This is a genomic window from Actinomadura nitritigenes (genome assembly GCF_017573545.1).
Classification (GTDB): domain Bacteria; phylum Actinomycetota; class Actinomycetes; order Streptosporangiales; family Streptosporangiaceae; genus Spirillospora; species Spirillospora nitritigenes.
Genome location: NZ_JAGEOK010000001.1, coordinates 179,332 through 192,980 on the forward strand (window position 1 = coordinate 179,332; position 13,649 = coordinate 192,980).

10 protein-coding genes and 1 pseudogene are annotated in these 13,649 nt (G+C 70.3%); 6 read left to right on the top strand and 5 right to left on the bottom strand.

The genetic code is table 11. From position 1 onward, the window contains the following. The first annotated feature begins 87 nt into the window (after window positions 1-87). Entirely contained in the window at window positions 88-1,230 is a 1,143-nt protein-coding gene (locus J4557_RS00695; protein WP_208264328.1) for a Cmx/CmrA family chloramphenicol efflux MFS transporter, read from the top strand. A 46-nt stretch (window positions 1,231-1,276) separates the two neighbouring features. Here J4557_RS00695 and J4557_RS00700 read toward each other — a convergent pair whose 3' ends face one another. Beyond that, window positions 1,277-2,071 carry an SGNH/GDSL hydrolase family protein gene (locus J4557_RS00700; RefSeq protein ID WP_243775075.1) on the bottom strand — a complete coding sequence of 265 codons (795 nt, stop codon included), beginning with the start codon at window positions 2,069-2,071 and terminating at the stop codon, window positions 1,277-1,279. A 362-nt stretch (window positions 2,072-2,433) separates the two neighbouring features. Here J4557_RS00700 and J4557_RS00705 point away from each other — a divergent pair, with 362 nt between their 5' ends. The 4 genes and pseudogenes from J4557_RS00705 (at window position 2,434) to J4557_RS00720 (ending at window position 7,964) form a co-directional block, all read left to right on the top strand. Next, entirely contained in the window at window positions 2,434-2,790 is a 357-nt protein-coding gene (locus J4557_RS00705; protein WP_208264329.1) for a nucleotide pyrophosphohydrolase, read from the top strand. Between the two features lie 605 nt (window positions 2,791-3,395). Next, window positions 3,396-4,783: pseudogene (locus J4557_RS00710) on the top strand (DNA/RNA helicase domain-containing protein). A 654-nt stretch (window positions 4,784-5,437) separates the two neighbouring features. Continuing rightward, the gene (locus J4557_RS00715) at window positions 5,438-5,851 is read left to right on the top strand and encodes an NUDIX hydrolase (protein WP_307799239.1); all 414 of its coding nucleotides are present in this window, start codon (window positions 5,438-5,440) and stop codon (window positions 5,849-5,851) included. Between the two features lie 412 nt (window positions 5,852-6,263). Beyond that, entirely contained in the window at window positions 6,264-7,964 is a 1,701-nt protein-coding gene (locus tag J4557_RS00720) for a DUF2207 domain-containing protein (protein WP_208264331.1), read from the top strand. A 184-nt stretch (window positions 7,965-8,148) separates the two neighbouring features. Here the strand turns inward: J4557_RS00720 and J4557_RS00725 are convergent, their stop codons facing one another. From J4557_RS00725 to J4557_RS00735, 3 genes are all read right to left on the bottom strand, one after another. Further along, complete coding sequence (locus J4557_RS00725) at window positions 8,149-8,475, bottom strand: hypothetical protein (protein ID WP_208264332.1); 327 nt, start codon at window positions 8,473-8,475, stop codon at window positions 8,149-8,151. 14 nt (window positions 8,476-8,489) lie between these two features. Beyond that, window positions 8,490-10,241, bottom strand: coding sequence for an AbeC-like domain-containing protein (locus J4557_RS00730; RefSeq protein WP_208264333.1), 1,752 nt, complete (start codon window positions 10,239-10,241; stop codon window positions 8,490-8,492). Window positions 10,242-10,445: 204 nt separating this feature from the next. Continuing rightward, complete coding sequence (locus tag J4557_RS00735; RefSeq protein WP_208264334.1) at window positions 10,446-11,864, bottom strand: carotenoid oxygenase family protein; 1,419 nt, start codon at window positions 11,862-11,864, stop codon at window positions 10,446-10,448. Window positions 11,865-12,099: 235 nt separating this feature from the next. On the opposite strand from J4557_RS00735, the gene J4557_RS00740 reads away from it, so the two are divergent. After that, window positions 12,100-13,137 carry a DUF2332 domain-containing protein gene (locus J4557_RS00740; protein WP_208264335.1) on the top strand — a complete coding sequence of 346 codons (1,038 nt, stop codon included), beginning with the start codon at window positions 12,100-12,102 and terminating at the stop codon, window positions 13,135-13,137. 77 nt (window positions 13,138-13,214) lie between these two features. Here the strand turns inward: J4557_RS00740 and J4557_RS00745 are convergent, their stop codons facing one another. Then, a complete protein-coding gene (locus J4557_RS00745) occupies window positions 13,215-13,640 on the bottom strand; it encodes a limonene-1,2-epoxide hydrolase family protein (RefSeq protein WP_208264336.1) in 426 nt (141 codons plus the stop codon). Window positions 13,641-13,649 lie beyond the last annotated feature (9 nt).

Consider the following 13,649-nt stretch of genomic DNA (forward strand, 5'->3'; position numbering starts at 1 on the left):
TCACGCCGCCGCCGTCCCTGACGGCCGTCCGCGGCACCGCCCCCACCGGTACAGCGCACCCCTGTTCGCCGTCTCGGGAGTTTCGCCTTGCCTCTCGCCGTCTACGTCCTCGGGCTCGCCGTGTTCGCCCAGGGCACCTCCGAGTTCATGCTGTCGGGCCTGCTGCCCGGCATCGCCGCCGGACTGCACGTGTCCGTGCCCGCCGCCGGGCTGCTCACCTCCGCCTTCGCCATCGGCATGGCGGTGGGCGCGCCCGCCATGTCGCTGCTCGCCCGCCGCTGGCCGCGCCGCCGCGCCCTGCTCGCCTTCCTGTCCGCCTTCGTCGCCGCGCACGTGCTCGGCGCGGTCACCACGAGCTACGCCGTCCTGCTCGCCACCCGCGTCGCCGCCGCGCTCGCCAACGCCGGGTTCTGGGCGGTGGCGCTCGCCGCCGCCGTCGCGCTCGTCCCGCCGGACGCGCGGGCCCGCGCCACGTCCGTCGTGGTCGGCGGCGTCACCGTCGCCTGCGTCGCGGGCGTCCCCGCCGGCGCGCTGCTCGGCGACCGCTTCGGCTGGCGCGCGGCGTTCTGGGCGGTGGCCCTCGTCTCGCTGCCCGCTCTCGCCGCCATCGCCCGGACGATCCCGGACGACCGCTCCCCCGCCACGAGCGCGGCCGGCGAGCTGCGCGTCCTGTCGTCGCGTCCGCTCCTGGTCACGCTCGCGACGAACGCGCTGTTCCAGGGCGCGACGTTCTGCACCTTCACCTATCTCGCGCCGCTCGCGACGCACGTCACCGGCCTCGGCGCCGACTGGGTGCCCGCGCTGCTCGCGCTGTTCGGGCTCGGCTCCTTCGCGGGCGTCACGATCGGCGGCCGCGTCGCCGACGCCCACCCGGGCGCCCTCGTCGCGGCCGGCATGACCGCCCTCGCCGCCGGCTGGACGGTCCTCGCCCTCACCGCGGGCTCGCCCGCCGCCGTCGTGCCGCTGGTGTTCGTCCAGGGCATGCTCGCGTTCGGCACCGGACCCGCGCTGATCGCCCGCGTCCTGCACCTGGCCGCGGACGCGCCGACGCTCGCGGGCGGCCTCACCACCGCCGCGTTCAACGTCGGCGCGACGATCGGCCCGTGGCTCGGCGGCCTCGCGATCGGCGGGGGCCTCGGCTACCGCGCCCCCGTCTGGGTGAGCGCCCTGCTCATGGCGGGCGCGCTCTGCCTGTCCCAGGTGAGGACCTCGGTCCTCGCCCGCGCCTGAGCCACTCCCCGGTGAGGCGGCGCCGCCGCCTCACCGGGGCCGCGCGCTACGTCTGGTTCTGCAGCGACGCCTTCGCCGACCCGGTCAGGGCCGGCAGGTACCCCAGCCGGTGCCCCTTGGCGGTCGGGTGGTAGCTGGAGTCGATCGGGATCGTCACCGCGTGCAGCCAGTCGTCCCCGGAGCACAGCTCGTGCCCGGCGAACTCGTCGCGGACGTCCGACCAGGTGAACCCGGCCCGCCCGGCCGCCGCCTTCACGACGCCGTCGAGCACGTCCGCCGCGCCGTTCAGCGCCGTCCGCTTGGTGTTGCTGAGCCCCACGCACACGTTCACGATCTTGTAGAGGTGCGGGTACCCGAGCACCACCACCCGCGCGCCCGGCGCCTTCGCCCGGATCTTGCCGTACAGCGAGTCGAGCCTGCCCGGCAGCGTGCTCTTCATGAAGCTCTCCGCCGACGCCACCGCGCTCTGGCACGTCGACGCCGAATGCAGCACGCACGTCTCCATCACGCCGGTGAACCCGGCGTCGTTCCCGCCGACGGTCAGGCTGACCAGCGTCGTCGACGAGCTCAGCGCGCCGAGCTGCCCCGACGCCACCGTCGCGGTCGTCGCCCCCGAGCACGCGGCGAACTTGAACGAGCTCGTCGTGTGGGCCGCGGCCCACAGCTCCGCGTAGGCGTTCTTGCTGCGGTTGCACGACCCGCTCGCGGGGTCGTAGTTCCCCGCCCCCGTGCCGGACGAGTAGGAATCGCCGAGGGCGACGTAGTTCGTCCCGGCCGCCGAAGCGGACCCGGACCAGCTGATCATGCCGGCGGCGAAGGCCGCCGCACCGAAAACGGCCATACAGGGGCGGGAGAGGCGCATCTGCACTCCGGGGAAACGTACCGAATCGAGTCTTCCCGAACCTACCCACCCCGCCATTCCCCCAAGCCCGCAAACTGATCAACTTTTTTTGTCACCATTCGCCATTGAAATCCTCGATACACCCATAAATCGACCACTTGGGCGACCGAACACCACGGCCCCCGCCTGTCGCACCGAACCCACACTTCTCAAATCTGGAACCGTTCATTGCGACGCCACGGTCCGGCGACTCTCGCGACGGACGGGCGAGTCCGCACCGGCCACCCAGCGCACAGACCCGGCGGGCGGCGACGCCGAGGCGACGCCACCGGATACGAGTCGACCGCCGTACGCTGACCCGGGTGACGAGCATCGACCACCTGGCGGCGCGCCTCCGCGCGTTCGCGGCGGAACGCGAATGGGGCCGGTTCCACACACCCAAGAACCTGGCGATGGCACTGGCGGGAGAGGCCGGGGAGCTGCTGGCCGAACTCCAGTGGCTGACCCCCGAGGAGTCTTCGCGGGTCATGGACGACCAGAACGCGGGAGCACGAGTGCGCTCCGAACTCGCCGACGTCTTCCTCTACACGATCCAGATGGCGGACGCCCTGGGCGTCGACCTGGTCAAGGCCGCCCTCGACAAGATGGAAGAGAACGAGGCCCGCTACGACGCGGCCGCCTATCGGGGGTCGGCCCGGAAAGCGCCGCCGCTCTCCTGAACCGAACCGCCCCTCCGAACGCACGGAAAACGTAGAATCGACTTGTGACGTCACCGCTGGAACCGGCATTCCGTTCATCCGCCGACACCCTGTTCACGGCTCTCAACAACCCGGAATCGGCAGCCGACAAGGCGTTCGACGACCACCTCGCGACGGCCCTCCTCAGGGGGATCGGGCGCAAGGCCACCCCGGCGCAGAAACGTGCGTGGCGCAACAGCCTGAGTGCTCTGGCCGGAGACGTCGTCGACGCCGGGCTCGGCCAGCTCGAGATGCTGGTCGAATACCCCATGCCGCACAAGCCCAGTTCCCAGGCCGACGTCGTCCTGGCCGGCGTCGACAGATACACCGGCGGCGACCTCTTCATGGTCGTCGAACTCAAGCAGTGGAACCGGGTCGACTTCTTCGAGAACAACGAGAAGCGGGTCGTGTGGGACCCCAAATACAAGCCGCAGGAGCACCCCGCCCTGCAGGTGCGTGGTTATTGCGACCAGATCGCCGACTTCTGCTCGGCGGTCAAGGACCACCCGGACTCGGTCCGCGGAATCGTCTACTTCCACAACATGCCCGGACACGAGGCCGACAAGCTGATCGGGCTCGCCGACGAGATGAAGATCGGCATCTTCACCCAGTCGGACCGCGGCGACCTCATCCGCTTCCTCCGAGGCCGCTTCGAGGCCGCGTCGGGAGCGAAGGCCGCCGACCGCCTCCTCACCAGCCGCATCGAACCCCGCCGCCACCTGCTCGAACAGGCACGCGAGGCGCTGAAAGGCCGCACCGGCTTCACCCTCCTCGACCGTCAGATCGACGCCTACCGGACCGTCCTGCACGCCGTCGACGCGGCCTTCCGCGCGAACTCCAAGCGGGTCGTCGTCATCTCGGGCGGCCCCGGAAGCGGCAAGAGCGCCATCGCCCTGGAACTGCTCGCGACGCTGATCCGCCAGGGCCGCCGGGTACGGCACGCAACGGGATCGAGCGCCTTCACCCACACGCTCCGGGCCCACGTCGCCAAGGGGCGCGACCAGGCGAAGCTCTTCACCTTCACCCTCGACTACGCGCAGGCGGAACAGAACGACATCGACGTGCTGATCGTCGACGAGGCGCACCGGTCGCGCAGCAGGTCCTTCAGCCGCTACGACCCGCGGAAGCGGAGCGACAGGCCGCAGATCGAATCGATGATCAAGGCCGCGCGCGTCCCCGTCTTCCTCCTGGACGAGAACCAGACCGTCGCCCCCGAGGAGCTCGGGACCCTGACCGCGATCAAGTCGATCGCCCAGGGGCTCTCGGTCCCGTTCCAGCACGTCGCCCTGAGCGGGCAGTGGCGCTGCGGCGGAAGCGACGAGTACGACCTCTGGGTCCGCGGGCTCCTCGGGCTCGGAGACGAGGAAGGCGAGTGGGACAAGGACGAACTCCCCGAGCCCTGGACCGGCGACCCGAACTTCGCCGTCCACCTGGCGGACTCCCCCATGAAAATGGAGGACTTCCTCCGAGCGAGAATGGCGGAGGGTTGGTCGGCGCGTATGACCGCCGGTTTCTGCTGGCCGTGGAGCGAGGCGCAGAGCGACAAGACCCTCGTCCCGACGTCCGCATCGGGGACTGGGCACGCCCGTGGAACGCAAAATCGACGGCCCGCGTCGGGGAAGCGCCTCCCAAACAATTGTGGGGCACCGCAAAGGGCGGCTTCGGCCAGATCGGCTGCATCTACACGGCTCAGGGCCTGGAGTTCGACTGGGCAGGCGTCATCATCGGCCCCGATCTCGTGGCGAGGAATGGCAGGCTCGTCACCGAACGGTCCGGCAACCAGGACCCCGCACTCGGCAAGGTGTCGCCCAGAACCCTCACTGACGACAAGTTCGACCAACTCGTCCGCAACATCTACAAGGTGCTTCTCACCCGCGGCCTCCACGGGATCGTCCTGTACGCGGTGGACGCGGAGACCCAGGAGTTCCTCAGGAAACTGATCCCCTCCCCCGCGATTGGAGTTCCACTGCGGTGAAGCGCCGGCACACCGTGCCGCGGTCATACGCCACGGCCGAGAACCGATGTGGTTTCGTAAGGCAAGGCGGCGTGCTCAACTCCACGAGGCCCCAACTCGCGGCTAGAGGCGACACGGCTCGGAGGCCCTGACCGCGATCGGCTTCGTCGGTCGCTTCAGAGGGGCAGCCGGACAGGCGCGTCATGGTGAAGCGGCGGGCGGCCGCGGCCCGCTCGGGCACACTGCGGAACGCCCACCGCCAGCGTTGCGCATCGGGGACACGCGGGAAGACTGGAATTGGCGGGTGGTATCGCCCACCTCACTGGAAGCGTGCGTCGTCGCGGGTCCGTCGCACTCACCGTCACAGCAGGCGGCGGGGCGCGCACACGGTATCGGGGCCTGCCCTCGGACTCGCACGCCTAGACGGTGAGTGTTCGGGTTCCGCACGCGCGGGAACGTGATCCACGGGGAATACAGGTTCAAGACTTCCGCTCACCGCGGTACTAATATTGCCCTTGATTAACTCTTTGCAGACACAGCGGCCGTGGACGACGGTCAGGATCGAGCCACGATTCCGTGAAAACGAGCGCCCCGCCGGTCGCACGCCTCACCGACCGGCCGCAGCGTGCGGCGCACCGGTTGCTCGCCCGCGCCTGGAGGAGGTTGGGTGGGCGGGTGCAGTGGCGGTTGGCGCGGCTCAGGCATGACACGTTCCTGGTCTATGCGGCCGGGGTCGTCCGGGACGAGCAGGGGCGGATCCTGCTGCTGAGGCACCGGCTCTGGCCCGAGTACCGCGCCTGGGGGCTGCCGGGCGGGTACGTCAACGCGGGCGAGCGGCTGGAGGACGGCGTGGCTCGCGAGATACGCGAGGAGACCTCTCTGGAGGTCGAGGTGGAGGGGACTCCGCTCCGCGTCGCCAGCGGTTTCCGGCACCGGGTGGAGACGTACTACGAGGCCCGCGTCACCGGCGGGCGGCTTGAACTCGATCCGGCAGAGATCCTCGAGGCGCGCTGGTGCGGCCCCGGTGAGGTTCCAGCGGAGATGTCGGTCCGGCTCCGCCCCCTCGTTACTTCGCTGTTCTCCTCGTGACGGCGTCCGCCCATATGCCGGCGCCGCGCCGCGGCGTTCATGACGGGCGGGCGAGTTCCGCGAGTGCGCTTTGGGCGGCGTCGACAACGCGACTCCAACCCGGATCCCGCAGCACCTCGGCATTGGTCGCGGCGGGAGGATCTCCCGCACGCGGTCGACGAGTTCAGCGCGCGGATCGCTGACGCGTCTACGGTGGGCCGCCTCGACCTCGGAGAGGGCGTCTTCGACGTAGGGCGCTATTTCAGCGTCCGCCAGCCGCTCCCGCAGGGCGCGGAGGATGCCGTCGACCGGCATGTCTGGATTTCCCTCAATGCGGACTCCACCGCCTCGCGCTCGATCGGCTCCAACCTCCGATAGCGCATCTAGCCCCCCAAGGCTGAACGGATGGGCGTTTCGTAGCGTCGTATCCGTTATGCGGATCGTGCGGTGGAGTGTGCTCGGTGCCATCCTCCTGATCGTCGCCATGGCCTGGCCTGCGCACGCGGCCACGGAGCACATCCGCGATTACCGGGCCGACCTCACGGTTCGCGCCGATGGGCTCCTGCACGTCCACGAGGTGATCGTCTACGACTTCGGTGGCGCGCGGGACAGGCACGGGATCGAGCGGGTGATCCCCTATCGCGACGGCAGACGCCTCTACGACATCGACCGCGTCCGGGTGACGGTGGGCGGTAAGCACGCCAGGACGCAGATCGACCACGGGACGAGCAAGCTGAAGATCCGGATCGGTGACGAGAACGTCAACGTCAGGGGGGTGAAGACCTACGCCATCGACTTCGACGTGGCGCACGCGCTGACCCCGCATAAGGACCACGACGAGTTGTACTGGGACGCGATCGGTACCGGCTGGAGCGTGCCGATCGACACGGCGTCAGTGCGTGTGGGCACCCCGGCGGCGCCGACGTACGCGGATTGCTTCGCAGGGCATGAGGGAACCCACGGCTCGTGCGGCGGCCGGGCCGTGGCGGGCGACAGCGCGTCGTTCGGACAGAGGCTCGGCGCGCACGAGGGCATCACGGTGAAGATCGGCCTGCCGAAGGGCGCTGCGCATGTGCCGCCACCGCACTACGCACGGCCCCGGTACGCGGTGACATGGGTGGGGCACGCGGTGGTCGGCGTGGTGTGCGCGCTCCTGGCCGCCGTCTGGGCGTGGGTCCGATGGCGGCGGCGTCCGCGCCCCGTTCCGGACCTGCTCGCGTTGGTGGGGCCGGCAGAGCTCCGGTACCTCCTCCCCTTGCGAAGGTCGAGCGAACGCGAGGCGATCCTCATCGATCTCGCGGTCCGGGGCCATCTCCACATCCATGACGACGGTGAGAAGGTGACGTTGACCCGGCGCCCCGTCGAGGCACCGCTGCGCTCGTATGAGCAAGCGCTTCTGGAAAAGCTGTTCGGATCCAGAAGGAAAGTGCGGGTCAGTAAGGCGCGGCGGAATGAGGTCGCGTCTCTGCGGCTCTCCGACATGATCTACGACCTCGTGCGCGACCGCCGGCTGGTCCGCAGGTTCGACCCGTACAACTGCGAATTGGTGCTGCGCACGCTGGGGTTCTCCGGCTTACTGGCCGGCGCCCTTCTGGTCGTCGTGGACCTGTGGGGGAATTTCAACATCAGGCTGTTCTCCGTTGGCGATCTCACGGCAGTGGGCGTCGCGCTCCTCATCGCCGCAACGGTCGCGCTTCTCGTCCAGGACCGGGTCGGCAACCTCACCTTCGCCGGCACGCGTCTCCGGAGACTCTTGAAGGAATACGCGCCGGCCCGGCAGCTCGAACTGCCCGATGGTGAACGCCATCTGCCCTACGCGGTGGCGCTCCGATCCTGGTCGGCCGTGGAGCAGTTCGGTACCGCGAACGCCGACCGGCTCGACTGGTACACCTACAGCGGGGACGAGGCGGAGGCGAGCGAGCGGTTCACCGCGCTCGGCTGGCTCTTCACGGCTCCCAGCGATGTCCCGACGCGGTCGTCCAAGGGTTACTGGTCCTATCCTTCCGGCCGCTCCTCCTCGGGCTCGTACGACGGATATTCCGGTTCGACCACGTACTCGCCTCCCTCGTACGGCGGCGGAGGCGGCGGTTACGTGGGCGGTGGTGGCGGCGGAGGCGGGGGCGGCAGCTGGTAGCCGCCCGGCTCATGGCGAAGGTTCCGATCACTTGGCAGGTGCGGTCGTTCAGGGAATGGCGAAGGCGCAATGCAGGCGGACAGGGCGGAGGCCAGCCGCCGTGGGCGGGAGCCCGGCAGGCGGAGAATGCGACGTGGGGCGGGGCGTTTCCCCCACCCCGGGCTCCCTCGCGGTCCGTTCGGGCTCAGAGGGCGGTCATGAGGCGGTGGACGGCTTCGGCGAGGGCGGCGACCGGCGCCACGCGCGCGGCGAGGCGGGCGAGCGCGTTGTCCCGGCGTTCGATGTCGCCGTCCTCGGCCTCCGCCTCCTCCCGTGCGTCCGCCAGGTCACGGCGGGCCCGGCGGGCGTCGGGCAACGCGGCCTCGTGTTCGTCGATCAGCGCGGCGACGCGGTCGAAGAGGTCCGCGTCGGCGGACGGTTCGGACGTGCGCTGCACCTGCGACACGTTGCGTCCCATCGCGACCTGGCCGCTGATCTGCGCGCCGTCGCCGATGTACATGTTGTCGGACATGCCCTCTCCCCTGGTCAGCCCGCGGCCTCCTGGCGGACGTCGCCGCCGGGCGCGAACCCGAGCTGGCCGTTCACCGTGCCGCCGTTCATGATGAGCGAGTTGCTGATGATCGACGCCGTCTCGGTGCGGTAGTCGGAGACGTCGATGTTGCGGTCGTGCTGGAGATGGTCGAGGAGGGCGCCCATGACGCGGCGCTCGATCAGCCGGGTGTGCTTGTTGACGTCCAGCTCCTGGAGGAAGGTCGTGAAGGCCGGTTCCGCGGCGCGTTCTCGGACGGACATGCGGGCGCCGTAGTCGAAGGCGAAGAACCTCCGCCGGTGCCGCTCCGCGCCCTGCTGGAAGATCTCGGCCCACGGCACCGCCGCGACCAGCCGGAACGGGCCCGCGATCGCCTCGCCGACGGCGGCGGCGCCGCCCTGCCGGAGCGCCTCCAGGACGACCTCCGCCGGGGTGAACGACGGCAGCACGTCCACCAGTTTGAACTCCTTGCGGATCGGCGGCAGCGCGTTGCAGACGAACTGCGCGTAGAGCATGCGGCCCTGCACCGCGAGGTAGAGGAAGCCGGTGATCTGCACGCCCTCGTCCCTGGCGGGCACGACGTGCCGCCGCCCGTCGTCCGTCACGGAGGCGGCGTGCGCCTCCAGGGTGATCCGCTGGTAGCAGCGCAGGTCCGCCTGCGGATTGCGGACGAGGACCTCGACCGCCGCCTGCGACGCCTTCGAGAACGGCCGCCACGTCCTCGGATCGATCAGCGGGTGCCCCTCGTACCGCACGCCGGGGTGCGCCGGGCCGAACGGGCGGCGGCCCTGCACGCACTCGCCCTCGGCGACGACGTGGTCGTTGACCAGCAGGTCGACGGACTCGTTGGGCGGCAGGTCGTCGCGCATCGAGGTCAGCCTCCGCTCGATGGCGGCGCGCATGTCGACGGGGTCGACGGCGAGGGCCGGACGGTCCGCCCGGGCCGGACGGGCCCGGTCCAGCTCGATGACCAGGGACCAGACGCGGGTGCGCTTGTCGTCGACCTTCCCCGAGCCGACGAACGGGTTCTGCCGCGAGTACAGCGTGACGTTCCCGTACTGGGCGGCGCCGACCCGGTCGATGCGGTCGCTCCGGGCGTGCGAGCGCACCCTCGGCACGGCGACGGGGGCGTCCGGTCCCAGCGACCGCAGCAGCCAGACCACCGCAAGCCGGTGCACGAAGGAGATCCCGAGGAGCAGTGCGAACAGTCCCAGGCCGCCGATGAACCAGTGGTCGTGGCGGACGGGCTCGGCGAACCCGTCGCCGCTCACCTCGATGCCCGCCGCGCTCATCGCCTTCAGCATCGTCGTGCCGATGAACAGCAGCAGCGGGCCGCCGGCGACGGGAAGCGCGATGGTGACGGCGGTCTGGAACCGTCCGGCGCGTTTCGGCAGCACGGCCAGGGCGACGGCGAGCAGCGTCAGCGTCCCCAGCACCAGCAGGGTGACCTGCCACGACAGCACCAGCCCGACCACGATCGCGGCAGTGATCATCGTGTCCCTGACCAGCCGCATCTCCCGGGCGTGCAGGCAGTGCGCCAGCACCGGCCGCAGGTCGAACCCGTAGGACGGGACGACGGCGCGGTGCTGGTCGTACAGGAACTCCTTGATGATGTCCTTGGACAGCGCCTCGTCCCGGTAGGCGGCGCAGCACAGGTAGCGCGTCGCGTTCTGCATGCGGACGCGCTGCCCCGGCGTGTGGGTGAAATAGCCCCGCAGCGTCCGCACGACCCCCTCGTCAGCCGGCATCTGCACTCCCAGGAACGGTGTGGGCGGGCGGACGCTCAGTGAACTACGCGTGACGCACCGAGCACAACCGGCTTTACCCGGGATCATGAGAAGCGTTATACGGCCGATGGAGTGGCCGGAGACGGACATAGTGGTAGAGCATCAATAATCGGGACAAGGCTTTTCGGAAATGGCCCTGTCCAATGCCCTAGGGGGAGGCGACATTCAACCCTGCGGGTTCGCGACGCGGGGGGTGAAGGAGCCGTGGAAGCCCATCGGGACGTGGTGGCGCAGGTGGGCGACGGCGAGCGGCTCGGCCTCGACGTCCCGGGCATCGAGGACGAGCAGCCGCGAGCGGTGCTCGTCCGGGTCGTAGGCGAGGGTCAGGAGCCAGCCGTCGCCTTCGTCCGCGCCGGGCGCGCGGGGCACGAACACCGGCTCGCCGAAACCGTGCCCGGGCGGCAGTTCGTGGGTCGTCCGGCGGCCGGTGACGTGGTCGTAGGCGTGAATGCCGGTACTGGTCTCCGTCCGGCCGGCGAAATAGGTGTGGCGGTGCGGCTGGCCCGCCTGCCGGACGTCGGCGTGCGGCAGTTCCATGGGCCCCGTGCATACCTCTTGCTCTTCGATGCTTCCGGACAGGGAGACGCGATAGCGCATCAGCGCGTCGCCCCACGGGAAGTCGCTGGTGCGGAAATCGCGGAACCTCGTGGCCACCTGACCCCAGTCGGCGAAGCGCACGAACTCCACGACCACGTCGTCCCCGTCCTCGAAGGCGTTGACGAAATGGAAGCCGAGCAGGGCCTCGTGCTCGATGATCCGCGCTTTTCCGCCGTCGCGGGGAACGATCGCGAAGCACGTCGGACGGTGCGGCTCATAGGTCAGGGCGTCCGCTATCGATCCGGTTCCCAGCAGGATCGGCGCCGCCTTCGGAATCACGGGGTTGATGACGAACACCAGATAACGGCGGGTGAGCGCGAAGTCATGGTTCCACGGACTGTAGGGCAACGATATCCGCGGCATGTGGTGCAGCGTGCCGTTCGGATCGACCCGGTAGCAGCGCAGGCTCCGCAACCGCGTGAAGTCCATTCCGAAGTTGAACAGCTCGCCCGTCACCGGGCAGCGCGACGGATGCGCGGAGAAGGCCGACATCAGTTTCAGCCGTCCGTCGAACGAGTGCTCGCCGATCGTCTCCAGGCTGTCCGGGTCGAGCCGGTAGGGCCGTCCGCCCTCCCACAGCGCGAGCAGTTGGCCGCCGTGCAGGACCACGCCGGTGTTGGCGACGTTCGCCGGTGGCCGGAGCATGTTGCCGAGCACCCCGCCCGGCCGCTGGGTACCGAGCCCCCGCAGCCCTGCCCGCCCTTTCCGCTGCCCGTGGCGGTAATGCCGCGTCCTTACGTACCGATTTCGGTAATGGATCCTGCCGTCGCCCGGAAATGCGAACAGCGACAGCATTCCGTCGCCGTCGAAAATGTGGTCGAGCAGGGTCTCGCCGACCTGCCAGCGCCCCGGACCGTTCCGGTAGAGCGTCCCGACCAGACCGTCCGGAAGCCGCCCGTCGATCTCACCGATCTCGTAGTCGTGCTCCTCGGCGAGCGCATCGTAGAGCCCATGCCACGCCTCGACGCCCTCGACCGCTGCGGTCACGTCCGACTCCTCACAGGAAGAGGTCCCCGGTACAGGGCAGCGTGCCACACCGCTCATACGTAGTTCAACAGCTAACGACTATCGTTCACCAGGCAACTCCCCGACCCGCGAGGCGGGCGTGCCCTGCGGCACGGCCGCTTCATGCAATTCGGGGCAATGGCTAGGATCGTCGGAATGCCGAGACAGGATCGCAGGAAGCGTCGCCGCCGTGGGTAGGGCTCGCACGCTCGCCCAGGTGTTCCGGGGCTTCGGCGAGGGTGACGCCGCAAGGACATCGCCGCTCTATCGACGCGTCGCCATCGCCCTGAGCGAGTCCGGCGAGGCGTTGCGCGCCATTGAGGCGGCGCCGGCGCGCAAGCGGCATCCTGCAGTGATCCTGGCCGCGCTGCACGACCTCGCCCTCGCTGGACGGGCTCCGGCACTCGCCGCCGCTTACGCCGCTGCGGACGGCGACGCCGCCGCGGAAGCGGCGATCGAAACGCTGGTGGGAATGACCGACTCGGTCGTGGCCATCGCCGCGCGCCGGCGGACGAGGACCGACGAGGCCGGACACGGCGCCGTGCTGTATCCGGCCGTCGCCGAGGCGGCGCGCCGAGTGGGCGCGAACGCGGTCGGACTGATCGATGCGGGCTGTTCCGCCGGGCTCGATCTCACCGTCGATCGCGTCGGCATCGCCTACGGCAACGGGCAGTCGCTGGGCGACCCGTCGTCTCCCGTGCGGCTGTCGGCTTCGATCGTCGGGGACCGTCCCGTGCCCGAGCGAGCGATCCCGGAGGTCGTCGCCCGCGTCGGCATCGACCCCGATCCGCTCGACGTGACCGACGCGGACGACGCTCGATGGCTGCGGGCCTGCCTCCCGCCGGATCAGCCGGAACGGTCCGCGAAGCTCGAAGCGGAGATGGCGCTGGCGGCAGCGGCCCCACCGCTGCTGCTGCAAGGCGACGTCGTCGAGGTGCTGCCCGACGCCTTCGCCCATGTGCCGGCGAACGCCCTGCCCGTCGTCATCACGGCGTGGGCGCTGTCGAACCTCGCCCTGGAGAGCCGCCTGCGCTTCCTGCAGCGCCTCGGTGACGCCGCGGCCGGACGGGCGGTGGCATGGGTGTCCGCGGAGGGGGTCGGGGTCGCCCCCGCGATACCGACGCTCGGCGATCGCCGAGCGTCCGGCCACAGCATCGTCGGCCTGGCGGTGCTCGGGCAGTCGACCCTGGACGCCGAGGCCATCGGCCGTTGCTGGTCGCGGGGCCGCCTGCTGGCGTGGCTCGCGGACTCCTAGCGCCCGTCCGGGTTCGTCCCTTCCCAGCGGGGCTGTCAGTTGCGGGCGCCGCGTTCGCGGCGCCTGCGCAGCCGCAGCTAGCTGGTGCGGGTTCGGGGGCGGGGAGAGAGGGCGGAGCGGAGGACGCCGCCGAGGCCCTTGGCGGAGGCGGCGAGGAACGTCGTCCAGTCGAAGTAGTCGCGCCACAGGGTGATGAGGCCGTCGTGGACCTCGAAGGTGCCGCAGACCCAGAACTCGGCGCGCCACGCGCCCGCTTCGAGGACGTCGGTTCGCTCGGTGAGGACGACGGGGCCGTTCGCGGCGATGTTGTGCACGCGGGCCTCGAAGCCGGTGCCGTAGCGGGTCATGGCGCGCAGCGTCTTCTCGACGGCGGGGAGCCCGCGGGCGGGCGGCAGCGGGACGTTCTGGTAGACCATGCCCGGGGCGGCGAGGGCGAGGGCCCGGTCGACGTCGAGGGCCTCGAGGGCGGAGAGGAACTCGCGGACGATCTGGATCTCGGTCATGGACGACCA

What these genes read in the sequence shown, in the direction of transcription:
- J4557_RS00700 (WP_243775075.1), bottom strand. Translation starts at nt 2,071, where the DNA reads ATGGCCGTTTTCGGTGCGGCGGCCTTCGCCGCCGGCATGATCAGCTGG.
- J4557_RS00720 (WP_208264331.1), top strand. Translation starts at nt 6,264, where the DNA reads ATGCGGATCGTGCGGTGGAGTGTGCTCGGTGCCATCCTCCTGATCGTC.
- J4557_RS00725 (WP_208264332.1), bottom strand. Translation starts at nt 8,475, where the DNA reads ATGTCCGACAACATGTACATCGGCGACGGCGCGCAGATCAGCGGCCAG.
- J4557_RS00730 (WP_208264333.1), bottom strand. Translation starts at nt 10,241, where the DNA reads ATGCCGGCTGACGAGGGGGTCGTGCGGACGCTGCGGGGCTATTTCACC.
- J4557_RS00745 (WP_208264336.1), bottom strand. Translation starts at nt 13,640, where the DNA reads ATGACCGAGATCCAGATCGTCCGCGAGTTCCTCTCCGCCCTCGAGGCC.